This window comes from Actinoplanes sandaracinus (assembly GCF_030009775.1).
GTDB lineage: Bacteria > Actinomycetota > Actinomycetes > Mycobacteriales > Micromonosporaceae > Actinoplanes > Actinoplanes sandaracinus.
This window is the reverse complement of record NZ_JASCTH010000002.1, coordinates 157,892-183,481: the sequence shown is the minus strand read 5'-3', so window position 1 is coordinate 183,481 and position 25,590 is coordinate 157,892. Positions and strand designations below refer to the sequence as shown.

Sequence of the window (25,590 nt, the reverse complement as noted above, 5' to 3'; positions counted from 1 at the left end):
CACGTCATGCGCGATCGCGCCCAGGCCCTGTTGATCGACCTGGACGGCGTGCTGCGCCGCTGGGACCCGGCCCCGATGATCGCCGTCGAGGTCCAGTACGGTCTCAAGCCGGCCTCGTTGCTGGAGACGGCGATGTCGTGGGACATCTACCGGCCCGCGATGGCGGGCGAGATCACCCACGCCGAGTGGATGAAGCTGGTCGCCGACCGGCTGCCGCTGGACGGCGAGGAGGCCACCGCGGCGGTCGCCGAGTGGCAGGCGTACCGGGGTGAGGTGGACCCGGACGCGCTGGCGTTCGTCCGCGAGGTGCGAGCGGCCGGCCGCAAGGTCGGCCTGGCCACCAACGCCACCGACCTGCTCCGCGGCGATCTGGATCTGCTCGGGCTCACCGGCGAGGTCGACCTGATCCTGAACTCCTGGGAACTCAAGGTCCACAAGCCCGCCCCGGAGTACTTCCAGCAGGCATGCGTGGCGATCGAAACCGTACCCAAGCGGGTGCTCTTCGTCGACGACGACGACCGGGTGATCCGCGGCGCCCGGGTGGCGGGCCTTTCCGGATACCGCTGGGCCGGGCCGGAGCACGTACCGTACCTGCGCAAGGTTCTCGATCTGCCGATGTGATGCCACCGGGGTGGTCGAAGGGAACGTCATGTCTGTTGTTGCCAGGATCGGCGCGCTGATCAGCGGTGGCGCCCTCGTCCTGTGCGTGTCGGCCTGCACCTCCGACCCGGCCGAGCCGGCTCCGTCCGGTCCCGCCTGGATCGAGGCCGACACGTCGGAGGCGACCGGTGGCCCGACCGGGGCGCCGAAGTCACCGGGCGCGTCGGCGGCGACCGTCGCGCCGGTGACCGCGGACCGCCAGTTCGTCTTCGGCACGGTCGACTCGGACGGCAAGTGGTTCCTCAGCGTGAACGGCACCGGTCTGGTGGAACTCACCCGGAAGTACAGCGACCAGGCCCTGTTCGTGCCGTCGCCGGTCGATGCCGGCGGGGCCGGGTTTCTGCTGAGAACCGGGTCGGGGACCTCGTGCCTCAAGGTGCACGACCCGGGTGGCGGCAAGCAGTCGCGTCTCAAGACCGCTGCCTGTGACATCGCGGACGCCGGCCAGATCTTCAGCTTCTCGCTCTCCCGGGACGGCCAGGGCCGGGCTGTCGCGGTGAACGGCCTGGTCGTCCACGCCGAGGCCGGGAGCAGCAAGGTCATCGTCAAGAAGGCCGGCGAGGGTCTCTTCCCGGCCTTCATCGCGACCGACCGCGGCGCCTCGACCCTGCCGCGCCTGGGCGGTTGACGCTCGCGTCGACGGGGCCCCGGCGGACTGAGACGCCGGGGCCACGCCTTCGTCAGCGCTGGTAGTCGACCGAGGCGACCTCGAACAGTTCGCCGGCCTTGGTGGTGCCCTCGATGAGAGCGGTGGCGACCGGGCCGTCCAGGATCAGGGTGCCGACCGCGTTGCCGAAGTACGGCCCGGCCAGACGCTTCCAGCGCAGCGCCGGCCGGTGCACCGAGGCGGTCCGGGCCAGTCCGCGGGCCAGCTGGGCCAGCGCGCGGGACCAGGCGGCTCGCATCAGCGGGCGCATCGGCAGCGGCACCTCGTTGTGGATCGGCGAACAGGTCAGCTGATAGACCGGAGTCGCCATGGCGTGACCGAAGTCGGCGCGGGCCACGTACGAGTGATGAACGTCACCGGACAGCACGCTGATCGAGGCGGGCGCCCCGTACGCTCCGCCGGCTCCCACCCGGTGCCCCGGCGCCTCCGGACCGCCCTCACCGAGCCGCCGGAACAGCTCACCCAGCGCCGCGAACGACTTCCCGAACGCCGCCCAGTGCTCCATGTCGAAGGTGCGGCGCATCGTCTCCCCGAGCGCCGCCACCCGTGGCTTGTGCGAATCGGCGAGCCGCTCGTTCCACGCCTCCAGGTGATGGAACGCGTGCGGCATCAGCCACGGCAGCGACGACCCGACGACCAGATGGTCGTAGTCACCGTGGGCGCGGTCCAGGAACCAGTCCCACTCGGCGGCCGGCAGCATCGCCCGGGCGCCCGGAGTGAGCACCCGGTTGCACCGGTTGTCCAGCACGATCAGGCGGGTCCGGCCCAGGTCGAGGGCGAAACTCCACTGGTACGGCACGTCGGTGTTGTGCGCCGACTCCGGATCGTCCACCCGGTTGCCGAAATCACGCAGCAGCTCGGTGGCGTCGTCGGTGGTGCTGACCTTCTGGAAGAGCGGGTCGGCGGCCAGCTCGTCCGGGCTGAGGTTGCCGAGGTGCTGATAGATCCAGTAGGACGCCAGGCCGGCGGAGATCCGCTCCCGCCACCACGGCTGCCGGGCCATGTCGGCGCGCCAGGACGCGGACGTGTTCCAGTCGTCGATCAGCTCGTGGTCGTCGAAGATCATCACGCTCGGCACGGTGGAGAACAGCCAGCGCACCTCGGGGTCGCGCCACGACTCGAGGTAGAGCTTCGTGTACTCCTCGAACGCGACGACCTGGTCGGTCGGGCCCAGGTGGCCGTTGCGGCGGCGGCGCCGCAGGAACCGGCGCACCTTCGCCGAGGTCTCGTCGGCGTAGACCTGGTCGCCGAGCAGGACCAGCGTGTCGGGACGGGCCTCCGGGTCGGCCATCAGCCGCCGGGCGTAGGCGTCGAGGGCGTCCGGCGGCAGCCTGCGCCCGCTCGCCTCGGGAGTGGCCTCGCGGCAGGACCCGAAGACGAGACTGACCGGCTGGTCCCGGTCGTCGGCGGCCCGGGTCCGGATCACCGGCGGCGGGTACTCCGACCCGGACTCGGGCCAGACCTGCCGGTCGTCGAGGAGCAGGCGGTACGGGGTCGCCGAACCGAGGGCGAGGCCGTCGACGACGACGATCGCGTAGTGGTGGCCGTACGCCGAGAAGGTCTGCGCCGACCCGGCGCCCGTGCCGTCGGCATCGACCCGCACCTGGGCGGGTTCGCTGGTCTCCAGCCACAGGGTCGCGCGGTCTCCGTCGACCCGGCGCAGCACCGGTCCGATGAGCAGTTGAGCGGTCACCGGTCGGTACCGCGGGTGTTGCGCATTGGGGATCCTCCACGCCGTTACAGGGGGTGACCCATCCTCCGCCACCAGGGCCCGGAATCGCCAGTGTGTAGCCTCTCCCACGGCCCGACGGCGCATCTGTCAGGATTCGGGCATGGAATACGTGGTCGCCGCAGTGATCCTGCTCGTCGTCCTGGTCGTGGGCGCGGTCGGGCTGGTGGTGCCGAAGATGCGCCGTCGCGATCTTCCGCCCCCTCCCACCGCGGGCTCGACCACCACCCTGGAACGTCCCCCGTCCGTGCCTACCGCGCCCCCGATCGAGGACGAGCTTCCGCCGCTGATCGAGCGGCCCGCTCCGGTCGAGGCCCCGGCGCCGCCCGCCCCGGTCGTCGTCGAGGAGCCGCCGGCGCCGGTGGTCGAGGAACCGGCGCTGGACCGGCCGGAGCCGTCGGCCGGCCGCATGGTCCGGCTGCGCGCCCGGCTGGCCCGCTCGCAGAGCGCCCTCGGCCGCGGCCTGCTCGCCGTCCTCTCCCGGGACCACCTGGAGGAGGAGGACTGGGAGGAGATCGAGGAGAGCCTGATCACCGCGGACGTCGGGATCGAGGCCACCCAGGTGATCGTCGAACGGCTTCGGGAACGGGTCCGGATCCTCGGCACCCGGACCGTCTCCGGGGTGCGGGAGCAACTCGTCGAGGAACTCGTCGCCGCCCTCGAACCCGGAATGGACCGCAGCCTGAAGACCGCGCCGCACGACGGCCGCCCGGCCGTGGTGCTGGTCGTCGGGGTCAACGGCGCGGGCAAGACCACCACCTGCGGAAAGATCGGCCGGGTGCTGATCGCCGACGGGAACACCGTGCTGTTCGGCGCGGCCGACACGTTCCGCGCCGCGGCCGCCGACCAGATCCAGACCTGGGGCGAGCGGGTCGGCGCCGAGACCGTCCGGGGCCCGGAGGGCGGAGATCCGGCCAGTGTGGCGTTCGACGCGGTGAAGCGGGGCATCGACACCGGAGTGGACACGGTGCTGATCGACACCGCGGGCCGGCTGCAGAACAAGGTCGGCCTGATGGACGAGCTCGGCAAGGTCAAGCGCGTGGTGGAGAAGCACGGCGCGGTCGACGAGACGCTGCTCGTGCTCGACGCCACGACCGGTCAGAACGGCCTGGAGCAGGCCCGGGTCTTCACCGAGGTGGTGGACGTCACGGGTGTGGTGCTGACCAAGCTGGACGGCACGGCGAAGGGCGGCATCGTCATCGCCGTACAGCGCAAGCTGGGGATTCCGGTCAAGCTGGTGGGCCTGGGCGAGGGTCCGGACGACCTGGCCCCGTTCGAGCCGGTGGCCTTCGTCGAAGCCCTTGTTGGCGGGGACGCGTAGTCTTCCGGGTGTGTTGTGTTCGAGCCTGCGGGTGTGTGGTGTTTGAGCCTGGGAGGCCGTGAGTGACGCAGGAGCCGCTGCGCGAGATACCGCTGCACGGTGGCAACGTCAGTACGGTCTCCCGGGTCGGTGACACGGTCCGGCGTAACGCGGGGCCGTGGACGCCGGCCGTGCACGCCCTGCTGCTCCACCTGGAGCGGGTCGGTTTCACCGGCTCGCCGCACGCCCTCGGCATGGACGAGAAGGGCCGCGAGGTTCTCTCCTACCTGGACGGCGAGTGCGGGGAATACCCCCTGGCGCCGCACTGGGTCACCGAGGAGGCGCTGGTCACCGTCGCCACGATGCTGCGGATGTTCCATGACGCGCAGTACGGCTTCGTCCCCCCGCCGGGCTCGGTCTGGCGCTCGTTCGGGCCGCCTCCGCCGGACACCGAGGTGATCTGCCACCACGACGCCGCGCCGCACAACGTGGTCTGGCGGCCCGACGGCACCCTCGCGCTGATCGATTTCGACCTGGCGTCGCCGGGCTCACGGCTCTACGACGTGGCGTACGCGGCGTGGACCTGGGTGCCTCTGTTCAGCGACCGGGACTCGTACACGCTCGGGTGGAAACGGCCGAACCGGCCGCGGCGGCTGCGCCTGTTCGCGGACGCCTACGGGCTGATCCCGCGAGACCGGCACCGGCTGGTGAAGACCATAAGGAAGCGGATCGTCGACCACGTCGAGGGCATCCGGCGGATGGCGGCGGCCGGTGATCCGGCGTTCGTCCGGATCGTGCACAAGGGCCATCTGCGCCGTCCGATGCGCGACCTGAGGCTGCTCGATTACGAGCGCCACACGCTGGAGTACGCGCTCCGCTGATCCACCCGTAATGCCCTGCGACCGGGGCGAATGCGGCTATATCGTGGCTGTTCACAGGGCCATCGCCTGCGCCCTGTGAGAGTTTCTTCACACGTCGGAAACAGTGCGTGACTTGCTGGAAATCGCGCGTAGACCGTGCTCGAAACAGCCGACCGGAAGGCTTCCGCCGAACCGGCCGACAGGCGACGTTGCCCCAGGTGCGGTGTGAGTGGACACCTTATTCCGAGAGGAGGCAGCGTGGAGATCAACACCGGCAATACCGCTTGGTTGCTCCTGTCGTCTGCGCTCGTTTTGCTCATGACACCGGGTCTGGCGCTGTTCTACGGTGGCCTCAACCGGTCCAAGGGCGTTCTGAACATGATGATGATGAGCTTCTCCTGTCTGGGGCTCATCAGCGTCCTGTGGGTGCTCTACGGCTTCAGCCTGGCATTCGGGGTCAACAAGAGCCCCGGTCTGCAGAACGTCATCGGCAACTTCGACTACCTCGGCGCCGACGCCGCCAAGATCACGGAGGAGTGGCTGTTCTTCGGGGCCAACACCGGCATCCCGACGTACGCCTTCCTGGTCTTCCAGATGATGTTCGCCATCATCACCGTCGCCCTGATCAGCGGCGCGGTCTCCGACCGGATGAAGTTCGGCGGCTGGGTCCTCTTCGCGCTCGGCTGGTTCACCCTCGTCTACATCCCGGTCGCCCACATGGTGTGGGGTGGCGGCTTCATCGGCACCACGATCCGCGCCCTGGACTTCGCCGGTGGCACCGCGGTCCACATCAACGCCGGCGCCGCGGCCCTGGCGCTGGTCCTGATCCTCGGCAAGCGGATCGGCTGGCCGCGGGAGAACATGCGGCCGCACAACGTGCCGTTCGTCGCCCTCGGCGCCGGCCTGCTGTGGTTCGGCTGGTTCGGCTTCAACGCCGGCTCCGAGCTGACCGTCGACGGCACCACCGTCATCGCCTTCATCAACACCCAGGTCGCCACCGGCGCCGCGCTCGTCGGCTGGGTCGCCGTCGAGTGGATCCGGGACCGCAAGCCGACCCTGGTCGGCGCCTCCTCCGGCGCCGTCGCCGGCCTGGTCGCCATCACCCCGGCCTGTGGCTTCGTCGAGCCGGTCCCGGCCGTCATCATCGGCCTGATCGCCGGTGTGGTCTGCGCCCTGGCGGTCGGCCTGAAGTACAAGCTCGGCTACGACGACTCGCTCGACGTGGTCGGCGTCCACTTCGTCGGCGGCTGGATCGGCTCCCTGGCGCTCGGCTTCTTCGCCACCGACTCGGTCAACGCCGGCATCACCGACGAGAAGATCCTGAACGCCAGCAACGGCCTCTTCTACGGCGGCGGCCTCACCCAGCTGGTCCGCCAGTTCGAGGGAAGCGCCCTGGTCACCGCCTACTCCTTCGCGGTCGCGGCGGTCCTGGCCCTGATCCTCAAGGCGGTCAAGCTCGGCCGCGTCAGCGAGGAGACCGAGGTCGGCGGCATCGACATCACGGCCCACGGCGAGAGCGGCTACGACTTCACCCCGGCCGCCGGTGCGAGTGGCGGCGCGTTCGCCCTGGCCGGTATCGGTTCCAAGGAAAGCGTGGACGCTGACGGCAAGGCTTCCGTCAGCCAGAAGGTCTCCGGCTAGATTTCCCCGATGGCTGCAATGGAAGGACTGAGCATGAAGCTGGTGACAGCGGTCATCAAGCCGTACCAGCTCGACGCGGTGAAAGAGGCTCTGCACGCCCTCGGCGTCGCCGGGCTCACCGTGAGCGAGGTACAGGGATACGGCCGGCAGAAGGGCCACACCGAGGTGTACCGGGGCGCCGAGTACACCGTCGAGTTCCTGCCCAAGATCAAGGTCGAGGTGCTGACCGACGAGATCGACGTCGAGAAGATCGTCGACGCGGTCGTCACGGCCTCCCGGACCGGCAAGATCGGCGACGGCAAGGTCTGGGTGACCTCGGTCGAAGAGGTCGTCCGGGTCCGCACCGGCGAACGTGGCCTGGACGCCCTGTAAGCCATGACGAACCCGTTGAGTGAGCCGCCGGCCCCGCCGGCACGCCCCGGCGCCGGCGGCTCGCTCGACAGCCTGAGGCGACACATCGGCGCCTGGCTGAAGGACCTCTTCCCGGCCCACCTGTCCGGGGTCAGCCTGATCGCGGTCGGCGGGCTCGGCCGGCGCGACTGCGCCCCCTACAGCGACCTCGACCTGGTGCTGGTGCACAACGGCACCGCCGGGATCGACCGGATCGCCTCCGCGCTCTGGTACCCGATCTGGGACGCCCGCCTCGGGCTGGACCACTCGGTGCGTACCCTCCCCGAGGCCCTGTCCGTCGCACACGACGACGTGAAGGTCTCCCTCGGGCTCCTCGACGCCCGGCACCTGGCCGGCGACGCCGCCCTCTCCGCCGAGCTCATCGCCGCCACCTCGGACCAGTGGCGGCGCACCGCGGTGCGGTTGATGCCCCAGCTCCGGGAACTCACCACCAGCCGCTGGACCAGCCACGGCGAACTCGCCTTCCTGCTGGAGGGCGACCTCAAGGAGGCGTCCGGCGGGCTGCGCGACGTCACCCTGCTGCGCGGCATCGGCCGGGCCGGGATCGCCGACACCATGCGGCCCGCGGTCCGGGCCGCCACGCTGCGCCTGCTGGACACCCGCGACGCCCTGCACCTGGCCGTCGGCCGCCGGGTGGACCGGCTCGTCGCCCAGGAGCGCAAGGCCGTCGCCGACATGCTCGACATCGAGGACCCGGACACGCTCCTGCGGCGGGTGTCCGGCGATGCCCGTACCATCGCCCATGCCGTGGACGACGCCTGGCGTGCCGTCGAACGCCTGCGCGGCGGACGCCGCCGCGGCGGCCCCGGCTCCCCGCCGAACCGCCGGCCGGTCGCCCGTGACGTCGTGGAACACGACGGCGAACTGGTCCTCGCCCGCACCGCGATCGGACCGGTCCCCGACCCCAGCCTCTCGCTGCGGGTGGCCGCCGCGGCCGCCACCGCGCGGCTGCCCATCGCCCGCGCCACCAGCGAATGGCTCGCCTCGTTCTGCCCGCCGCTGCCGACCCCCTGGCCGCCCGCGGCGCGCGCCGCGCTGGTCTCACTGCTCGGGTCCGGTCCCGGGCTGCTGCCCGCCTGGGAGACCTGCGACCGGTACGGGCTGATCGACGCGTGGCTGCCCGAGTGGGCCCGGATGCGCAGCCTCCCGCAGCACCACCCGATCCACCGCTACACGCTCGACCGTCACCTGGTGCAGACCGCCTACGAGGCCACCGCCCACACCCGTGAGGTGGACCGCCCCGACCTGCTGCTGATCGGCGCCTTCCTGCACGACGTCGGCAAGGGCCTGCCCGGTGACCACAGCATCGCCGGCGCCCCGATCGCCGCCGACATCGCGGTCCGCATCGGCCTGCCACCCGCCGACGTGGCCACCATCGAGAAACTGGTCCTGCTGCATCTGCTGCTGCCCGACGTGGCCACCCGGCGCGACCTGAGCGATCCGAAGACGATCTCCACGGTGGCCGCGCAGGTCGGCGACACCCACACCCTGCACCTGCTGCACGCGCTGGCCCGCGCCGACTCGCGGGCCACCGGCCCGGCCGCCTGGTCGGACTGGAAGGGCCGGCTGATGGCCGAACTGGTCACCCGGGTCGACACCGCGCTCGACACCGGCGCGCTGCCGGAACCGCCGGAACCCGACCCGGAACTGCTCGACGGCGCCCTGCCGGTGGTGCACCTGGACGGCGACCGGGTGGCGGTGGCCGCGGCCGACCGCCGGGGCCTGCTCGCCGGGGTGGCGGCCTGCCTGGCCATGCACCGGCTGGACGTGGTGGCCGCGAACACGACCACCGTGGACGGGCGGGCCATCGTGGAGTTCTACACGTCGCCGCGGTACGGGTCGCCGTACGACCCGGTCGCCCTCGCCGCCGACCTGCGCCGGGTCGGCGCCGGTGACGTGTCGGTGACCCAGCGGGTGCGCGCCCGCGCGATGAGCGGCCGCGGCGGGACCGCCTCGCCCCGGGTGGTCTGGCAGCGTGACGTGGCCACCGACGCGGTGGTGCTGGAGTTGCGTGCCGCCGATTCGGCCGGGCTGCTCTACCGCGTGACCCACGCCCTCGACGAGGCCGGGGCGGAGATCCGCGCGGCCCGCATCTCCACCCTCGGCGGTGACGTGGTCGACGCGTTCTACCTGGTGGGCGCGTGGGCCTCGGCCGACGAGCGGAAACGGGTGGAGGCCGCGGTCCTGGCCGCCGTCTGAGCGTCACCCGGCCGTCGTACCGGCGTTGATCCGAAAGGACATTGCCCGGTACGGACGGAGAGTCGATGGCTGAGGCACACCCGGTCGCGTTGCTGGACGATCACGTCACCCTCGCCGGGGCCGGGGCGGAGGTGTCGCTGCCGAACACGGCGATGCGCAACCGCTCGGTGGCCGCCCGCCGGGTGCTCGCCCGCGCGGCCGGGATCGGCCTGGACGAGGTCCTCGAAGCGGCCCGCAAGGGTGACACCCGCAAGATCCGCCGGCCGGTCGACCCGGCGCTGCTCGCCGGGCTGGCACAGACCATCGCGCTGCAGGACGAGCAGCCGAGCGACCGGGCCGACGCCCTGGCGCTGTACGCGCTGATCCGCACCGGCCGCGGCGCCCGTTCGCTGCCCGGCGCCCATCAGGCCCTGCACGCCCAGCTGGTCTACGCCTGGCAGGGGCCGGGGAACGCCCGTCAGCTGCTCGGCGCCTACCACCGGATCCCGGCCGCGGCCCGGGAGTCGCTGGAGATCGACCTGGCGAACCCGCACGCGGGCGGGCTGGACGAGGAGGAGACCTGGCTGGCCCGGTTCGGAGCGCTGTTCCCGTCGCCTCCGCCGGTGCTGGCCGCCGCCCCGGAGCGGGCGCCGTTCGACCGTCTCGCCGGTTCCGCCGGCCACCCCGCGGAGACCGCGGGCGAACGCGTCTCGGTGGTCGTCACCGCGTACCGGCCGGGGGAGGGGCTGCTCACCGCGGTCCGCTCGATCGCCGCCCAGTCCTGGCCGGACCTGGAGATCATCGTGGTGGACGACGCCTCGCCACCGGAACACGACGCGATCCTGGCCGCCGCCGAGGACCTGGACCCGCGGGTACGGCTGATCCGGCTGCCCGGGAACGGCGGGACCTACGCGGCCCGCAACGCCGGGCTCGCGGCGGCCCGCGGCGACTTCGTCACCTTCCAGGACTCCGACGACTGGTCCCATCCGCGCCGCATCGAGCTGCAACTGGCGCCGCTGCTCGCCGGCCCGGCCGTGGTCGCCTCCACCTCGGAGGGCATCAGCGTCACCGACCACCTGGTGATGACCCGCCCAGGCATCCGGCGGGGCCGGGTCAACGTGTCGTCGCTGCTGTTCCGGCGAGAGGCGGTGCTGCGGCGGATCGGCTGGTTCGACGCGGTCCGCAAGGCCGCCGACTCCGAATACCTGGAACGCATCCAGGCGGCCTTCGGCCCCGGATCGGTGGTACGGGTGGCGAAGCCGCTCGCCCTGATCCGGCTGACCGAGGGGTCACTGTCCCGCTCGGAGATCCGGGCCTACTGGATGCATCCGGCGCGGACCGCGTACATGTCGGCGTACCGGTGCTGGCACGCGGGAGTCCGGCCGCTGCACCGGGAACGGGCCGGCACGGACCGGCCGTTCGTCGCGCCGGCCCACCTCAGCGGGCTGTCGCCGGCCCGGCGCTACGACGTGGTGGTGGCCGCCGACTGGCGGTTCCTGACCGGCACCCAGCGGTCGGCGCTGGCCGAGATCAGGGCGCTGCGCGCGGCCGGGCACTCGGTGGCGATCCTGCACCTGGAGTCGCTGCGGTCGGTGCACCGGCAGCGGCGGTCGCTCAGCCCCGGAGTGCAGCGCCTGATCAACACCGGGCGGCTGGACCAGGTGCTGGAGACCGAGGACGTCGACGCGGGACTGCTGCTGGTCAGGCAACCCGAGGTCCTCCAGTTCGCGCCGGAGGACGGCTGCCGGATCCGGCCCCGCCGGGTGGTGCTGGTCGCGGACCGGGCGCCGGCCCGGCGCGACGGCAGCGACCGCCGGTACACGGTGCCGGCGGCCTCGGCCGCGGCTGTCCGGCTGTTCGGGGCCGCCCCGCTCTGGTGCCCGCAGGACGCCGCCGTCCGGAACCTCATCGCCGGCGCCGAGATGACCGACTTCGACCTGCCGTACGTCGCCGAGCCGCTGGACGTGGCACGCCCGATGCCCGCCCCACTTGGGCCCGCCGTGGTCGGCACCGACCTCTGCGACGCCGGCGAGTGGCCCGGCGACCTGGCCGAGGCGCTCGCCGTCCCCCGCCGGTTCAGCGACGCGGACGTACGCTTGCGGCTGCCCGAGAGCCCGCTGCGCCCGGCCGGCCTGCCCGCGTCCTGGCTGGTCTACGAACCGGCCGACCTCGATCCGCGGACCTTCACCGCCCAGATCGACTTCTACCTGCACTTCCCCGCCGAGCAGTCGGCCGAGATGCTGTCCCGGCCCGCCCTGGAGGCGGCCGCGACCGGCTGCGTCGTCCTCGTCCCGGGGCGTCTCGCGGACGCGTTCGGTGACGCCGCCGTGCCGTGCGCGCCCGCCGACGCGCCGGCCGTGGTCCGTCGCTTCCAGTCCGACCCGCGCCGGTACGCGGCACAGAGCGCCCGGGCCCGCGCCGCCGTCGCCCGCGACCACCGTCCCGAGGCTCTCACCGAGCGGATCGGCGCCCTGCTCCACGTGGGCGCCCCGGCACCCGCCCAGCGAGGGCGTAACGGGGCCGGTACCAACCCCGTTACCCCGGGGGCTGGGCTTTCGTAGGGCTGGGCTTTCTCGAAGACAGCGCACCGATGAGGAGTATCCGCATGAGCACACTGAGCCGAATCCGCCGCCGGCTGCCGCGCCTGACCGGTTTGCAGGCCGTGGCGATGTCGGCCGCCGGCGTCCTCTGCGCCGGCGCCGCGGCGACCGCGCTCACCGGGCACACCGGAGTCGCCACCGCTCTGCTCGCCCTGCTCGGCGGCATCATCCTGGCCGGGCTGATGCTGCTGTACCGGCGCCTCGCCAAGGTGCAGAAGGCCGGGCTCGCCGCCCAGCGCGACCTGCGGACCACGGTCGAGGAGATGCAGCGGCGCCTGGTCGCGGCCGTCGAGCGGGAACGGCTCACCGCCGGCGACCGCCACCTCGAACTGGCCGACGCGATCGCCCGGGTCAAGCAGATCACCGATCGCAAGGCCGCCGCCTCGCAGCTTCTCGCCCTGCCCCGCGAGTTCGAGGCCACCATGCAGCTCTTCCAGGGCTTCACACCGCGCGCCCCGATGCCGTCGTCCGGCGACTACGCGCTCAACCCGACCGACCTGCTGGAGCTGCTGCACCTGGTCCGTACCCGGCAGCCGCGCCTCGTGCTGGAACTGGGCAGCGGCACCTCCTCGGTGTGGATCGCCTACGCCCTGGAGCAGTCCGGCGGCCGGCTGATCTCGCTGGACCACGACGCCGGCTACGCCGGGCGCACCCGGGCGGCCCTCGCCGCTCACGGCCTGTCCGGGGTCGCGGAGGTACGGGACGCGCCGCTCACCCCGGTCGGCATCGAGGGCCGTGACTACCCGTGGTACGACCCGGAGGTCCTGGCCGACCTGCACGACATCGACTTCGTGCTGATCGACGGGCCGCCCGCGTCGACCGGCGCGGACGCCCGCTACCCGGCCATGCACATGATCGAGAAGCGTCTCGCGGACCGGGCCACCATCGTGTTCGACGACGCCGGGCGCAGCGACGAGCAGGCCGCCATGGCCGCCTGGACCGAGCGGTACGAGGGGCTGACCCGCGAGGGTGAGCTGCTGGGCCGGCACGCGGTGCTGGCGTTCGTACGCCCGCCGGCGATGGCCACCGCCCGCGCCTGATGACCGTCACGCTGCCCCGGCGCCGGAGCAGGCCGGCCCGGGGCGCGGCGCGGCCGGTGTACCGGGGCGACATCGAAGGGCTCCGCGCCGTCGCGGTGCTGCTGGTCGTCCTGGCCCACGTGGGCGTGCCCGGCATGTCTGGCGGGTTCCTCGGCGTCGACGTGTTCTTCGTCGTCTCCGGGTTCCTGATCACCACGCTGCTGCGGCGGGAGATGGACTCGACCGGGCGGATCGGCCTGGCCCGGTTCTACGCCCGGCGGGCCGTCCGGCTGCTGCCCGTCGCCACCTTGGTCATCGTGGTGAGCCTGGCCGGGGCCTGGTTCCTGGCGCCGCCGCTGCGGTTCCCGGACTTCGCCCGAGACGCCCTGGCCGCCGCCACCTACACGATGAACCTGCGCCTCGACGCGGGCGGCACCGACTACTTCGGAGATCCGGCGCCGTCACCGTTCCAGCACTTCTGGTCGCTGGCGGTCGAGGAGCAGTTCTATCTGCTGTGGCCACTGCTCGTGGCCCGGGGCCGGTTCGCCCCGCACCTGATGGTGGCCGTCACGATCGCCTCGTTCACCTGGTCGGTCACCCAGATGTCCTACTTCGGGACCCTGGGCCGGGCCTGGGAGCTCGGCGCCGGGGCGCTGCTCTCCTTCCTGGTGATCAAGCGCCGTCCGTGGCTCGGCTGGGCCGGTCTGGCGGCCGTCGTCACGGGAGCGTTCGTCTATGACGAGGCGACCCCGTTCCCGGGGGTGGCGGCGCTGCTGCCGGTGCTCGGGACGGTCGCGGTCATCGCCGCGCACGGCAACCCGCTCCTGGAGACCGGGCCGATGCGCTGGCTCGGCCGGATGTCCTACGGGTGGTACCTCTGGCACTGGCCGGTGCTGCTCGTCGCCCCCGCCAGCCTGGCCGCCCGGATCGCGGCCGCCGTCGCCGCGCTGGGGCTCGCCGTGGTCAGCCACCACCTGCTGGAGAACCCGGTGCGGCATCATCGTGCTTGGACCGTACGCCCACGCCGTGGCCTTCTTCTCGGGCTCGGCCTGTCCGCCTCCGCCGCCGTCCTCGCCGCGCTCGGCATCCACCACCCGCCGCGGATCCCCGCCCACGGCACCGCCCCCGACGCCGGCCGGGCCATCGCCGCCGCCGGGAACCCGGCCGGCACCATGAAGCGGATGCTCGCCACCGCGACCACTCCCACCGGCCTGCCCCGCAACCTCGACCCCACCCTGGAGGACGCGGCCCGGCAGCGGCTGGCGCCCCAGCTCGACGGCTGCCACGTCGGCCTGACCGGCCCGTTCCGTCCCCGGAGCGACTGCTCGTACACGACCGGACGGCGCACCGCCGTCCTCTTCGGCGACTCGCACGCCCTGCAGTGGTTCCCCACCATGGAGGCCATCGCCCGGAAGAACGGCTGGCGGCTCTACAGCTTCACCCGCAGCTCGTGCAGCCCTGCCGACGTCGCCCTGGACGAGCGCCGGGCCCGCAGCCGTTACGTCGAATGCGACGACTGGCGGACCCAGGTGATGGCCCGGATCGCACAGCTGCGGCCCGACCTGGTGGTCGTCTCGTCCAGCGTCAACTACCGCCAGGTCCTGGCCGGACGGCCCGCCGACCCCGACGCGGTCTGGCAGACCGGCTGGGTGCGCACCCTGCCCGCCCTCAAACGCGCCGCCACCCAGGTGGCCGTGCTCGCCGACACGCCGTTCCTCACCGTGGCGCCCGCCGACTGCCTCAGCACCAGAGCCGACGACATCTCCGGATGCGCGGCCCCGCGAGCCGACGTGCTGCCCGAACCACGGTGGCGGGAGATCGAACGGGCCACCGCCGTCGCGGCCGGGATACCCGTGATCGATCCGGTGTCCTGGCTGTGTGCCGCCCGCTGCCCGCTGGTGGTCGGGAACACCCTCATCTACCGCGACAGCAATCACCTGACGGAGGCGTACGCCCGGCTCGTCGCTCCTCTGCTGGAGCCCCGGCTGCCGCAACCCTGGAGATGAAAAGAGCGCGCCCCGGGGGGGGGGGGCGGGGGCGGCCCCGCGGCGCGGGGGGGGGGGCCCCCGCCCGGGCCGGAAGGGGGCTCCGGCCCATGCTCGAATCGGTCAGTAACCGAAGTTCTGGGTGAAGTAGCCGGTGCCGTTCGCGGAGTACACCGCGCCGACGCCGACGGTCTTCGCCTTGCAGTTGAGGATGTTGGCGCGGTGTCCCGGGCTCTTCATCCAGGCGTTGACCACCTCGTTCGCCGTGCGGTAACCCCACGCGATGTTCTCCGAGGCGGGCTTGGTGTAGCCGGCGGCCTTGATCCGGGTCACGAACGACGACCCGGCACTGCCGGTGTGGCTGAACTTGCCGGTCTTCGCCATCCACGCGCTGTGCTGGCGGGCGGCCACGGTGAGCTTGGCGTTGACGGCGACGGCGCCGCAGCCCTTCGCCTTACGCTGGACGTTGGTCAGCTTGGCGATGTCGGCCTGCAGGCTCGCCACCGGCACGACCGCGGCCTCGGCCGGCGACGCGACGAACATCGCGCCGAGGGCGGCGGGGGCGAGGGCGGCCAGAGCGAGACGGCGGAACATCGAGCGCAAGAGGAGCCCTTCCGAAGATCGGCGCCCGGCTGCATCGCCGGGCTCACCGTTCTCTTCGGCCCGCCCTCAGGCCACTGGAATGCCAACCAGGTGCGCTCCAGTCACCATCAAGTTGCCACCCCCGCTACCTACCCACCCCCACTACTCGCCGCCACCTCCGCCAGCCGCGATCTCGCTGAGTTGAGGCGCACCGTTATCGGGCAGTTCCACAAGATCGCCGGTGGAGGGGGTGGGCGGCGGCTGCTCGAGGAGGGTTGTCACCGCGGCCGCGTAGCGGGTGTGCGGGTGGCGGGTCTGGGCGAAGGCCAGGCCGCGCTCGCTCTGGGCGAGCAGGGCCGCCGGGTCGCGGTGGAGGCGTTCGACGGTGGCGGCGACGTCCTCCGGGGTGGCGTAGACCGCGGCCGGACCGAACGCCGGGGCGTGGTGGTGCGGAAGGACCGGGATGCAGCCGGCCGCCATCGCGATCAGGACCTCCGGGCTGACCGGCGCGGCCCGCTCGTCGGCGGGCAGGTGCACGTAGAAGTCGAGCTGGTGCAGGAAGCCGCGGGTGTCCACGTCGGGCCGCTGGTAGACGAGCCAGCCGTGCGGGACCGCCTGGGGTGGGCGGTTCAGGTCGAGGACCCGCACGTCCAGGCCGGCGCGGCCGGACTCCGGGGCGCCGGCGCGGCGGGTGGACACCGGGAGGGCCGTGCGCAGGCGGTGCCATTCGCCCGCGCCACCGGTGCAGATGCGGCCGATCACCGGACGGTCGGCGCGCGGGCCGGAGCGGTGCAGGCGCCAGCGCCGCAGGTTGACGCTGCCGGGCAGGTCGGTGGCGGTGAGGCGGGACCCGAACGGGCCGGCGGCGAGCTGGTCGCGGCAGGCCGGATCGGTGGGCGCCCAGTGCGGTTCGACGCCGAACAGGCGGCGCGCCTCGGCGGCGCAGTGCGCGGCGGCCGGAGTCCACGCCGGGTCGGCTTCGATCACCACACGGGAGCCGCGGATCGCCGACGCGGTGCCGGGGGCGAACCCGAGGACCGCGGGACCGTGCACCAGGATCAGCCGGGCGTGCACCTCGTCGGCGAGGACGACCTGGTCCACCACCCGAGCGTTGATCATCTGCTGCAGGGCCGGGTCCAGTTTCGCGGGCCGCCCGGCGACGTTGGCCAGCGTGTCGAGATGCAGGATCGCCACCGCGCGGCCGGGCTCGGTGAGAGCGCGGACGCGTTCGGCGACCGGCCAGGAGGTGTCGCCGTGGGTGTTCCAGTCACCGGCCAGGATCACGTCGTAGGTGGTGCGCCGCTGCCCGGCCTCGCCGGCCAGGGCCCGGGGCGCGGCGAACGGCCGCTGCCGCGGGGCGCGCGGGCGTACCGCGGTCTCCTGGGCGGCGGCGACCCGGGCGTGCCAGGCCTGGAACGCCGAGAGGTACGCGTGCCGCGCCGGATGCATCCAGCCGGGCCCGATGTCGGCGCTGGACAGCGAGCCGGCGGTGAGCCGCACCAGGGCGAGCGGTTCGCTGCCGAGGTGCCGCACGGCGGGCCGCCCGAAGACCGCCCGGGCCCGTTCCACATATTCGGCGTCGGCCCCCTTGCGGACCGGGTCGAGATAGCCGAGCCGTTCGAGGACGGTCTCGCGGCGGATCATCAGCGACGACAGGTTGTACGACCGGAACTCGCCGAAGCCGGGCCGGGTCACCACCAGGTCCTCGGTGACCCGGATCGCCGCCGACGTGGTCGCCACCAGGGCCGGTTCGGTGAGCAGCGGGGCGACCTGGCGCTGCAGGCGCAGCGGGTGTGACCAGTCGTCGGAGTCCTGGAAGGTGACGAACTCGCCGCTGGCCAGGTCGAGTCCGGCGTTGCGGGCCCGGTAGGTGCCGCCGTTGGAACCGAGGCGGACGATCCGCACCCGCGGGTCGAGTGCGGCCGCCCGGGCCAGGACCGGCTCGTGGGCGGGGCCGGAGCCGTCGTCGACGACGAGGATCTCGTGATTGGTCCAGCTCTGCGCGACGAGCGAACGGACCGCGGTGATCAGTTCCGGTCCCGGGCGGTAGGTGGTGACGATCGTGGTGATCCGGTGTGCCGAGCCGTGCCGGGACGCGGGCCGCGACCGGATCCGGTCGAAGCTGGTCGCCTCCTCGGAGGAGGCGTCCAGGGCGAGGCCGGGCGCCGGAAAGAGGGCGGTGAAGCGGCCCGGCCACTCGTCCTTGGTGGCCAGGTCGACGACCAGAGCCTCCCGGATCGGGCCGGGCACCTCCGGGTAGTCGGCGAGCAGCTTCGCCACCCGGACCGGGTCGCCGGCGGCGAACGCGATCTGCGCGTGCAGACCCTGGTGGGCGGGTGCGACCCCGGACGGGCCGAAGGTGCGCAGCAGCGAGTCGAACAGAGCCAGCCCGTCGGCCCGGTCACCGGGGTAGAGGTCCTGCAACGCGACCACCCGGGCGAGCTCTCCCAGCGCCCACGCGTCGGCGTCGGGGAAGAGCCGGCCCTCGCGGGCGGCGGCGACCAGTTCGTCGGCCGGGCGGCGGGCCGCGGCGTAGGCGAGCAGTGTCCGGGCCGCCGCCGACCGGGTGTGCAGGGCCGCGGCGGCGGGACCGGTGGGCGCCACCGCGGACAGGTCCCGCCAGTGCCGTTCCAGCAGGTCCGTGCCGTACGCGTCCGGTGTCGTGTGCTGCCTGCGCATTGCCCCCCTCAGTCTTCTCGCTCCGATCAACGCGCCGGGGGTGGGGTGCGTGACGCCGGGTACGCACGCCTCGTTGACCCGACCATGACCGCGACCGTCCACGACGTGGCGATCCTCTCCGACTTCCGGTACCCGGGAGGCACTTCGGCCAGCATCGCCGCGGAGGTCCGTGCCCAGGCTCGCGCCGGCCTGACCACCGTGCTCGTGCACGTGCGCTCGCCGCACCTGAAGAAGGAGCGGCCGTTCCATCCGCTGATCACCGGGCTGATCCGGGACGGGTCGGCCTATCTGGCCGCCGAGGGCGAGGAGGTGGCCGCGAAGCTGCTGGTGGTCCGGCAGCCGCGGATCTTCACCGAGGACCCGGCGTCGCCGCCGCCGGTGCGGGCCGGCCGTGCCGTGATGGTCCTCAACCAGGCTCCCGGTGATGCCGGGGACCCGGCCCGCTACTACGACTTCGCCGAGGTCCGCAAGCGGGTGGAGGGCCTGTTCGGGGCCGGCATCGAGTGGGCGCCGATCAGCCCGCAGGTCCGCGCCGAGGTGCTCCGCGCCGAACCGGGCGCGGTGCTGACCGGCGCCGACTGGCACGAGATCATCGACGGGTCGCAGTGGTGGTCGGACCACTCGAAGCTCGGATCGGTGCCGGTGATCGGGCGGCACGGCCGGCCCGACCCGGTGAAGTGGCCGCGGACCCGGGCGGAGTTGCTCCAGGCGTACCCGGACGCCCCCGACATCAGAGTCCGCGTCCTCGGCGGCGGTGAACTGGCCGTCGAACGGCTCGGCCGCAGACCGGCGAACTGGGAGATCATCGAGTTCGGTACGTGCGAGCCGGCCGAGTTCCTGCGCGGGATCGACTTCTTCGTCTACTTCCACGACCCGGACCTGATCGAGGCGTTCGGCCGGACCATCATGGAGGCGATGGCCGCCGGTGTGCCGGTGATCGTCGGCGAGCATTTCCGGCCGCTGTTCGCCGACGCCGCGCTCTACACCACCCCCGAGGGCGTGGTTCCGCTGGTCCGGGAGTTGTACGCGGACCGGGAACGGTACCGGTCGATCTGCCTGCGCGGGCGGGAGTTCATCGAGTCCCGGTACGGCTACCCGTCCCACCTGATCCGGCTCGCCGACCGCGGCGTGCGTCCCGGCGCCCCGCCGCAGCCGGCACTGACGGCGCCGCGCCCGGTGGAGACCGGCACGGTGCTGCTGGTCAGCGACAACGGTGTCGGGCTGGGGCACCTGTCCCGGCTGATGGCGATCGGCCGGCGGCTGCCCGGGGGTGTCCCGTCCGTGGTCGCCACCCAGTCGCACGGGGCGATGGTCGCCCACCGGGAGGGCTTCCTCACCGAGTACATCCCGTCCCGCAGCGTGCTGAACCTGCCCCGGCAGGCCTGGTCGGAGCTGCTGCGCAGCCGCCTGGAGCATCTGATCGACCTGCACCGCCCGGCCGTGGTGGCGGTGGATAGCGTCCCGCACGACGGCATCGTCGCCGCCGCGCGATCGCGGCCCGGAGCCACTTGGGTGTGGGTGCGCCGGCCGATGTGGCGGCGGGACACCGGCGCCGAGTGGATCGAGCGGCGGGCCGCCTTCCATCACATCCTGGAACCCGGCGAGTTCGCGGCCGCCGCCGACGAGGGGCCGACCGTGGCCGACCGGGGCGGCGTGCACACCGTCCGGCCGATCACCTATCTGGACGCCGCCGAACTGGCCGAGCCGGAGGCCGCCCGGGCCGTCCTGGAACTCGAACCCGGCCACCCGGCCGCTCTGCTGCAGCTCGGCGCCGGGAACATCAACGACATCTCGTCGCCGGTGGCCCGGATCGCCCGGCGCCTGCGGGACGCGGGCTTCCAGGTGGTGCTGGCCGAGTCGGCGATCGCCACCGAGCCGATGCCCCCGGTCGACGGCGCGCACCTGGTGCGGGTCTACCCGATCAGTCGATACCTGCGCGGTTTCGACCTGGTGGTGAGCGCGGCGGGTTACAACTCGTTCCATGAGCTGATCGCCTTCGGGATCCCGGCCGTCTTCGTGCCCAACCGGGAGACCGCCCTGGACGACCAGGTCAGCCGGGCCCGTTTCGCCGCGGCCGCGGGCGCCGCCCTGATCGTCGAGGACCCGGACGGCGACGACCTGGACCGGGTGCTGGCCCGGGCGGTGCGGGCGGACGTACGCGAGTCGCTGAGCCGCCGCTGCGCCGAGGTGGCCCTCGGCAACGGGGCCACGGACGCCGCCGACTGGCTGGCGGCCTTTGTTCACGCGAGAACGGGAACGTGACCGATGCCTGACGAAGGCGAGATGCAGTCCCTGGTGGTCCGGCTGCGCACGATCGAGCAGGAGCGGGACGCCTGGCGGTCACGGTGCGACGGCCTGGCGACCGAACGGGACCGGGAGCGGGAGGCCGCCCGGCGGTTGCGGGGCAGCCGCTCGTACCGGCTCGGGAACGGCCTGGCGACGCTGGCCCGTGAGCCGTTGCGGCTGGTGCGCCGGATCCGCCGTCGTCCGGTCGACGTGCCGCCGCGCCGCAGGGCGGCGAAGCGCCCTCTGCCGGCCCGTCTCTACGTGGCGATCGGCCTGGACCTGCCGGAGCTGCGGGAGTTCGTGCTGACGGTCCGGCGGCGGGTGGTCGTGGAACTCGACCACCGGGCCGTGGTGCTGACCGACAATCCGGAGTTCTCGCTGCTGCGCAAGGCCGGCCTGATCCTGGAGTACCTGCCGGACCGCGTCACCTGGGAGCGGCACCGCCCGGATCAGCCGTGGGACGTGGTGCTCTCCCAGCGGCTGTCGCGCCTCTACGCCGAGCACGACGCGACGCACGTGGTCTTCGTCGACCCGGACCGGCCGCCGACGCTGCCGGAGATGCTGGACACAACCCCGCCGGCCCGGACGTCGTTGCAGCAGTCATGACGGCCCAAACGGTGATGATTCCGGCGACAGAGCTGCCGGCCGCTCGGGAGAGGCCGGAAGCACCCCGGCTGTGGGGACACGTGGCCCGGCGCTGCCTCCTGGTGCCGCTCGTGGTGCTGACCCCGCTGCTGGCCGTGGCGCCCTCCCGGGATCACCGGTTCAACGTCTACTGGCACGGCGGCATGTTCCGCGGCGACCCGGGCGCGATCGTCTCGCACACCATCGCCAGCGGCGACGCCTACCTGCGGCTCGGCAACTTCCGCCCGCTCGGCCGGATGCTGGAGAAGTCCCTCGACCTGCTCGCCTTCACCGGCATGCAGCAGCTCGGACTGCCCGCCACGGTCACGCTGCGGGCCGTCTCGATCGGCGCGGCGATCCTGCTCACCCTGGCCGTGGTCGTCTTCGCGGAGAGCGTGCTGAACCGGGGCCGGATGATCGGCGGGACACCGTCGGCGGTGGGGCTGCTGCTGCCGTACGCGGTCGGCGCCGGCTTCATCGCCTCCGGCCAGGACAGCACCACGGTCCTGTTCGGAGGCCTCTACTTCAGCACCGCCGCGCTGGTCCTGCTGGTCGCCGCCGCGGCCTGCCGGCTCGACCGGCTGCGCTGGTGGAACGGGGTGCTCGCGGTCACCGCCGGCGCCGGCCTGGCGATCTTCAACGAGCCCGCCTACTTCGCCGTGCCGCTGGCCACCGCCGCCGTGCTGCTGCGCGGCCGGTTCGTCCTCGGTCTGAACCCCCGGCAGTTGCTCACCTCGCCCGGCGCCCGGTTCGCCGCCCTGCTCTGGGCCGGGTTCCTGCCGGTCTTCGCCGCGGTCCGGTGGATCATCCGGGGGTTCTGCGCCGGCGGCGGCTGTTACCAGGGCTCCGACCTGATCGTGGACGGCCGGTCGATCCTGCTGCTGCCGGTCCGGATGGTGGCCTGGCTGCCGCCGCTGCAGTGGCGGGCGGCCACCGGGACGGCGACCGGACCCTGGCTGCGCGGAGTCATCCCGGTGGTGGCGATCCTGCTGATCGGGGCGCTCGCCGTGCGTACCCTCCGGGTCCTGCCGAAGACCGCGCGCCCGGACCGGCGGTCGCTCGCGGGCCTGGCCGCCCTCGCCGTGGTGGTGCTCGCCTGCGGCGCGCTGCTGGCCACGCTCAGCGTGGCCGTCCGCGCCGCGATGAGCGGCGCGGAGTTGTGGGAGCAGGGCTGGCGTGACTCCGCGCTGACCGTGCCCGGCGGAATGCTCCTGGCCGTCGCGCTGGCGCTGCTCGGCGGCCGTCGGGCGGCCGTCGCGGCGCTGGCCGCCCTGATCCTCTGCGGGGCCGTCTCGGCGACCGCGAACCGCGCCTACGCCGCCGCCACCGCCGCCGGTAAGGCCGCCCAGATGGACAACCGGATCGCCGCCGCGATGGGCTCCTTCGAGCGCGGCCGGCCCGGCAACGCCCGCCGGTGCGCGCTGCTCGACGAGGCGATCCAGTCCTATCGCGGCAAGCCGTTCCTGCAGGAGCGCTACGCCGACTCGCTGGACGTGGCGGCCCGCACCCTCGCCGGCGTCCCGTTCTGCGACCGGGCGGCCCGATGAACCCGATCAATCCGGTGAGTCCGGTGAGCCCGCTGATCTCGGTGGTCGCGCCGATCTACAACGAGGGCCCCGGCGTCGAACGGTTCGTGGCCCGGCTCGGCGAGGTGCTCGGCGCGGCCTCGATCGACTACGAGCTGGTCCTGGTCGACGACGGCTCCGCCGACGACTCCTGGTCCCGCATCGCCCAGCAGGCGCTCCTCGACCCGCGGGTGCGCGGCCTGCGGCTGTCCCGCAACTTCGGCAAGGAGGCGGCTCTGCTGGCCGGGCTCGAACACGCGGCCGGCGACGCCGTCGTGGTGATCGACTCGGATCTCCAGCACCCGCCGTCCGCCATCCCGGCGATGGTGCGGCGCTGGCAGGAGGGCGCCCACGTGGTCGAAGCCGTCAAACGCAACCGGACCGGGCAGTCGCTCGGCAACCGGCTCGGCTCCCGCCTCTTCAACCGGGCGTTCACCCGGCTCACCCACGTGGACCTGGTCGACGCCACCGACTTCCGGCTGCTCGGCCGCCCGGCCGTGGACGCGCTGCGGCGGATGCCCGAGCACTCCTCGTTCTTCCGCGGCACCAGCAGCTGGATCGGCTTCACCCGGGCCACCGTCGAGGTCGACATCGACCACCGGGAGGGCGGCGCGTCCCGCTGGACGCCGCGCGGCCTGGCACGGCTCGCGGTCAACGGCCTGACCTCGTTCACCTCGGCCCCGCTGCACCTGGTCACCCTGGTCGGACTGGCGTTCGCGGTGTTCGCGGCGGTCCTCGGCGTGCAGACGCTGATCCGCTGGATCTCCGGCGGCTCGGTCGCCGGCTTCACCACCGTCATATTGCTGCTGCTGGTGACGGGCACGTTCGTGCTGATCGGCCTCGGCGTGATCGGCGAGTACCTGGCCCGCATCCACGAGGAGGTCCGGGGGCGGCCGCGCTACCTGGTCCAGGAGCGGGCCGAGACCGCGGTTCCCGAGCGCTGGGTGGTCGAGCAGCGTGCCGAGCGCTGACGATCTGACCCGATTAGCCCGTTACGGCATCAGTGGCGGGCTGAGCGCACTCACCCATTTCACCGTTGGCCTGGCCGCTTCCGCCTGGCTCGGCCTGCCGGCGGTCCCGGCCTCCACGACCGGCTTCGCCGCCAGCGTCGCCGTCTCCTACCTGCTGCAACGCGCCTGGGTCTTCCGCGCCGACGCCGGACACTCGATCACCGGCCCACGTTTTCTCACGGTCACGGCGGCGGCCCTGGCCCTCAACACGGCAGTCCTCTGGATCGGCGCGGACCTCCTCGACGGCCCCTACGCCGCCGTCCAGGGCGTGGCCATCCTGCTGATCCCGGTGGTCAACTATCTGCTCAACTCCCGGTGGACCTTCGCTCGGGCTTAAAGCCTCTGACGGTACGGCTACCCGAGCACCGTGGGGGGGGGGGCCGGGCCGCGCCCCGGCCGCCCCGCGAGGCCCCCCGGCCCGGCCTTGTTGTTTCGCCCACCCCGCCCCGGGGGCCCCCCCCCCCCCCCGCCCCCCCCCCCCCCACGGTGCTCCCTGCCGGCCGTACAAGATGGGTGCCTTTAGAGGCGGTGCGCCTCGCGGACGGTGGTGACGCCGCGGGTGTCGAAGAAGCGCTTCGCGATGCGGGCCAGGTGGTCCGGGTCGTAGCTGCGGTGGTTCTGCACCAGGATGACCAGATCGGCGCTGGCGGCGGCCCCTTCCAGGTCGTCGGTGCGGGAGACCGGGACGCCGTCGAGGTCCCAGGTCGTCACGTGCGGGTCGTGATAGGCGACCGTGGCGCCGAGCGCGGCCAGGTGCCGGGCCAGCGGCGCGGCCGGGGACTCACGCTGGTCGGCGATGTTCGCCTTATAGGTGATGCCGAGCAGCAGCACCGTCGCGCCGCGGACCGCCTGGCCGTCCGCGTTCAGCAGGTTCTGCGCGCGGCGGGCCACGTACGCCGGCATCGTGGTGTTGATCTCCTGGGCCAGCTCCACGAACCGGAACGGGTAGCCGAGCTTGCTGCGCACGTTGTGGCTCAGGTAGTTCGGGTCGATCGGGATGCAGTGCCCGCCGACGCCCGGCCCGGGGTAGAAGGCCTGGAAGCCGAACGGCTTCGTGGACGCCGCGTGGATCACGTCCCAGAGGTCGATGTCGAGCTCGTGGCAGAACCGGGCCATCTCGTTGACCAGTGCGATGTTCACGTGCCGGTACGTGTTCTCCAGCAGTTTCGCGGTCTCCGCCTCGCGGGTAGACCGGGTCCGCACCACCGTCTCGACGAACCGGCCGTAGAACTTCTCGGCCGTGTCCGTGCACGCCGGGGTGTAGCCGCCGACCACCTTCGGGGTGTTGTGCGCGCCGTACACCTGGTTGCCCGGGTCGATCCGCTCCGGCGAGAAGGCCAGGTGGAAGTCGATGCCGGCGGTGAGCCCGGAGAGCTGCTCCAGCCGGGGCCGCACCTCCTCGTCGGTGGTGCCCGGATAGGTGGTGGACTCCAGCACCACGAGCATGCCGGGCCGCAGGTTGCGCCCGATCGCCGAGGTGGCGCCGAGCACCGCCCGCAGGTCGGGCCCGTCGCCCTCGGCCAGCGGCGTGGGCACGCAGATCACCGCGGTCCGCGCCTGCCCGATCAGCGACTCCTCGGAGGTCGGGAGGAAGCCGGCGGCCAGCATGTCCGCCACGTCGGCGTCGCTGAGATCGTCCACGTGGGAGCGGCCGTCGGCGAGGGAACGGACCACGGGCTCGTTGATGTCGAAGCCGAGAACCGACATGCCGGCCCGGATCGCCTGCCGCGCCAGTGGCAGGCCGACGTACCCGAGTCCGAGAATGACGACGTCGTAACTCAAGGAAGGTCTCCT

At 72.9% G+C, this 25,590-nt stretch carries 19 protein-coding genes; 15 read left to right on the top strand and 4 right to left on the bottom strand.

What is annotated here, in order from left to right; genetic code table 11:
• Window positions 1-6: 6 nt before the first annotated feature.
• Entirely contained in the window at window positions 7-621 is a 615-nt protein-coding gene (locus QLQ12_RS03470) for an HAD family hydrolase (protein WP_282757055.1), read from the top strand.
• A gap of 28 nt (window positions 622-649) precedes the next feature.
• A complete protein-coding gene (locus QLQ12_RS03465) occupies window positions 650-1,288 on the top strand; it encodes a hypothetical protein (RefSeq protein WP_282757054.1) in 639 nt (212 codons plus the stop codon).
• Window positions 1,289-1,340: 52 nt separating this feature from the next.
• Here QLQ12_RS03465 and QLQ12_RS03460 read toward each other — a convergent pair whose 3' ends face one another.
• Window positions 1,341-3,020 (bottom strand): alkaline phosphatase D family protein, encoded by a 1,680-nt coding sequence (locus QLQ12_RS03460; RefSeq protein WP_282757053.1) that lies wholly within the window; start codon window positions 3,018-3,020, stop codon window positions 1,341-1,343.
• 139 nt (window positions 3,021-3,159) lie between these two features.
• On the opposite strand from QLQ12_RS03460, the gene ftsY reads away from it, so the two are divergent.
• From ftsY to QLQ12_RS03420, 8 genes are all read left to right on the top strand, one after another.
• Entirely contained in the window at window positions 3,160-4,377 is a 1,218-nt protein-coding gene (ftsY, locus tag QLQ12_RS03455) for a signal recognition particle-docking protein FtsY (RefSeq protein ID WP_282757052.1), read from the top strand.
• A 62-nt stretch (window positions 4,378-4,439) separates the two neighbouring features.
• Window positions 4,440-5,237: an aminoglycoside phosphotransferase family protein gene (locus QLQ12_RS03450; protein WP_282757051.1), complete on the top strand. Its 798-nt coding sequence runs from the start codon at window positions 4,440-4,442 to the stop codon at window positions 5,235-5,237.
• Between the two features lie 237 nt (window positions 5,238-5,474).
• Complete coding sequence (locus QLQ12_RS03445) at window positions 5,475-6,857, top strand: ammonium transporter (protein ID WP_282757050.1); 1,383 nt, start codon at window positions 5,475-5,477, stop codon at window positions 6,855-6,857.
• Between the two features lie 33 nt (window positions 6,858-6,890).
• Window positions 6,891-7,229: a P-II family nitrogen regulator gene (locus tag QLQ12_RS03440; RefSeq protein WP_328518256.1), complete on the top strand. Its 339-nt coding sequence runs from the start codon at window positions 6,891-6,893 to the stop codon at window positions 7,227-7,229.
• Window positions 7,230-7,232: 3 nt separating this feature from the next.
• Window positions 7,233-9,467, top strand: coding sequence for a [protein-PII] uridylyltransferase (locus QLQ12_RS03435; RefSeq protein ID WP_282757048.1), 2,235 nt, complete (start codon window positions 7,233-7,235; stop codon window positions 9,465-9,467).
• A 65-nt stretch (window positions 9,468-9,532) separates the two neighbouring features.
• On the top strand, window positions 9,533-12,007 hold the full coding sequence (locus QLQ12_RS03430; protein WP_282757047.1) for a glycosyltransferase family A protein: 2,475 nt from the start codon (window positions 9,533-9,535) through the stop codon (window positions 12,005-12,007).
• A 44-nt stretch (window positions 12,008-12,051) separates the two neighbouring features.
• Entirely contained in the window at window positions 12,052-13,086 is a 1,035-nt protein-coding gene (locus tag QLQ12_RS03425; RefSeq protein ID WP_282757046.1) for an O-methyltransferase, read from the top strand.
• A complete protein-coding gene (locus QLQ12_RS03420) occupies window positions 13,086-15,071 on the top strand; it encodes an acyltransferase family protein (RefSeq protein ID WP_282757045.1) in 1,986 nt (661 codons plus the stop codon). The genes QLQ12_RS03425 and QLQ12_RS03420 overlap by 1 nt, the downstream gene beginning before the upstream one ends.
• A gap of 102 nt (window positions 15,072-15,173) precedes the next feature.
• On the opposite strand, the gene QLQ12_RS03415 is transcribed toward QLQ12_RS03420, so the two are convergent.
• Together QLQ12_RS03415 and QLQ12_RS03410 are read right to left on the bottom strand one after the other, a co-directional pair.
• The gene (locus QLQ12_RS03415; protein ID WP_282757044.1) at window positions 15,174-15,644 is read right to left on the bottom strand and encodes a CAP domain-containing protein; all 471 of its coding nucleotides are present in this window, start codon (window positions 15,642-15,644) and stop codon (window positions 15,174-15,176) included.
• Window positions 15,645-15,794: 150 nt separating this feature from the next.
• Window positions 15,795-18,311, bottom strand: coding sequence for a glycosyltransferase family A protein (locus tag QLQ12_RS03410; protein ID WP_282757043.1), 2,517 nt, complete (start codon window positions 18,309-18,311; stop codon window positions 15,795-15,797).
• Window positions 18,312-18,395: 84 nt separating this feature from the next.
• On the opposite strand from QLQ12_RS03410, the gene QLQ12_RS03405 reads away from it, so the two are divergent.
• From QLQ12_RS03405 to QLQ12_RS03385, 5 genes are read left to right on the top strand one after another with little or no spacing between them, the layout of a single operon-like run.
• Entirely contained in the window at window positions 18,396-20,573 is a 2,178-nt protein-coding gene (locus tag QLQ12_RS03405; RefSeq protein ID WP_282757042.1) for a glycosyltransferase, read from the top strand.
• A 3-nt stretch (window positions 20,574-20,576) separates the two neighbouring features.
• Entirely contained in the window at window positions 20,577-21,203 is a 627-nt protein-coding gene (locus QLQ12_RS03400; RefSeq protein ID WP_282757041.1) for a hypothetical protein, read from the top strand.
• A complete protein-coding gene (locus QLQ12_RS03395; RefSeq protein ID WP_282757040.1) occupies window positions 21,200-22,768 on the top strand; it encodes a hypothetical protein in 1,569 nt (522 codons plus the stop codon). Before QLQ12_RS03400 ends, QLQ12_RS03395 begins: the two co-directional genes overlap by 4 nt.
• 23 nt (window positions 22,769-22,791) lie before the next feature.
• Window positions 22,792-23,757 (top strand): glycosyltransferase family 2 protein, encoded by a 966-nt coding sequence (locus tag QLQ12_RS03390; RefSeq protein WP_282757039.1) that lies wholly within the window; start codon window positions 22,792-22,794, stop codon window positions 23,755-23,757.
• A complete protein-coding gene (locus tag QLQ12_RS03385) occupies window positions 23,744-24,133 on the top strand; it encodes a GtrA family protein (protein WP_282757038.1) in 390 nt (129 codons plus the stop codon). The genes QLQ12_RS03390 and QLQ12_RS03385 overlap by 14 nt, the downstream gene beginning before the upstream one ends.
• Window positions 24,134-24,315: 182 nt before the next feature.
• On the opposite strand, the gene QLQ12_RS03380 is transcribed toward QLQ12_RS03385, so the two are convergent.
• Window positions 24,316-25,578, bottom strand: coding sequence for a nucleotide sugar dehydrogenase (locus QLQ12_RS03380; RefSeq protein ID WP_282757037.1), 1,263 nt, complete (start codon window positions 25,576-25,578; stop codon window positions 24,316-24,318).
• Between the last annotated feature and the right edge of the window lie 12 nt (window positions 25,579-25,590).

What these genes read in the sequence shown, in the direction of transcription:
- QLQ12_RS03410 (WP_282757043.1), bottom strand. Translation starts at nt 18,311, where the DNA reads ATGCGCAGGCAGCACACGACACCGGACGCGTACGGCACGGACCTGCTG.
- QLQ12_RS03420 (WP_282757045.1), top strand. Translation starts at nt 13,086, where the DNA reads ATGACCGTCACGCTGCCCCGGCGCCGGAGCAGGCCGGCCCGGGGCGCG.
- QLQ12_RS03405 (WP_282757042.1), top strand. Translation starts at nt 18,396, where the DNA reads ATGACCGCGACCGTCCACGACGTGGCGATCCTCTCCGACTTCCGGTAC.
- QLQ12_RS03465 (WP_282757054.1), top strand. Translation starts at nt 650, where the DNA reads ATGTCTGTTGTTGCCAGGATCGGCGCGCTGATCAGCGGTGGCGCCCTC.
- QLQ12_RS03415 (WP_282757044.1), bottom strand. Translation starts at nt 15,644, where the DNA reads ATGTTCCGCCGTCTCGCTCTGGCCGCCCTCGCCCCCGCCGCCCTCGGC.
- QLQ12_RS03435 (WP_282757048.1), top strand. Translation starts at nt 7,233, where the DNA reads ATGACGAACCCGTTGAGTGAGCCGCCGGCCCCGCCGGCACGCCCCGGC.
- QLQ12_RS03440 (WP_328518256.1), top strand. Translation starts at nt 6,891, where the DNA reads ATGAAGCTGGTGACAGCGGTCATCAAGCCGTACCAGCTCGACGCGGTG.
- QLQ12_RS03400 (WP_282757041.1), top strand. Translation starts at nt 20,577, where the DNA reads ATGCCTGACGAAGGCGAGATGCAGTCCCTGGTGGTCCGGCTGCGCACG.
- QLQ12_RS03430 (WP_282757047.1), top strand. Translation starts at nt 9,533, where the DNA reads ATGGCTGAGGCACACCCGGTCGCGTTGCTGGACGATCACGTCACCCTC.
- QLQ12_RS03470 (WP_282757055.1), top strand. Translation starts at nt 7, where the DNA reads ATGCGCGATCGCGCCCAGGCCCTGTTGATCGACCTGGACGGCGTGCTG.
- ftsY (WP_282757052.1), top strand. Translation starts at nt 3,160, where the DNA reads ATGGAATACGTGGTCGCCGCAGTGATCCTGCTCGTCGTCCTGGTCGTG.
- QLQ12_RS03395 (WP_282757040.1), top strand. Translation starts at nt 21,200, where the DNA reads ATGACGGCCCAAACGGTGATGATTCCGGCGACAGAGCTGCCGGCCGCT.
- QLQ12_RS03425 (WP_282757046.1), top strand. Translation starts at nt 12,052, where the DNA reads ATGAGCACACTGAGCCGAATCCGCCGCCGGCTGCCGCGCCTGACCGGT.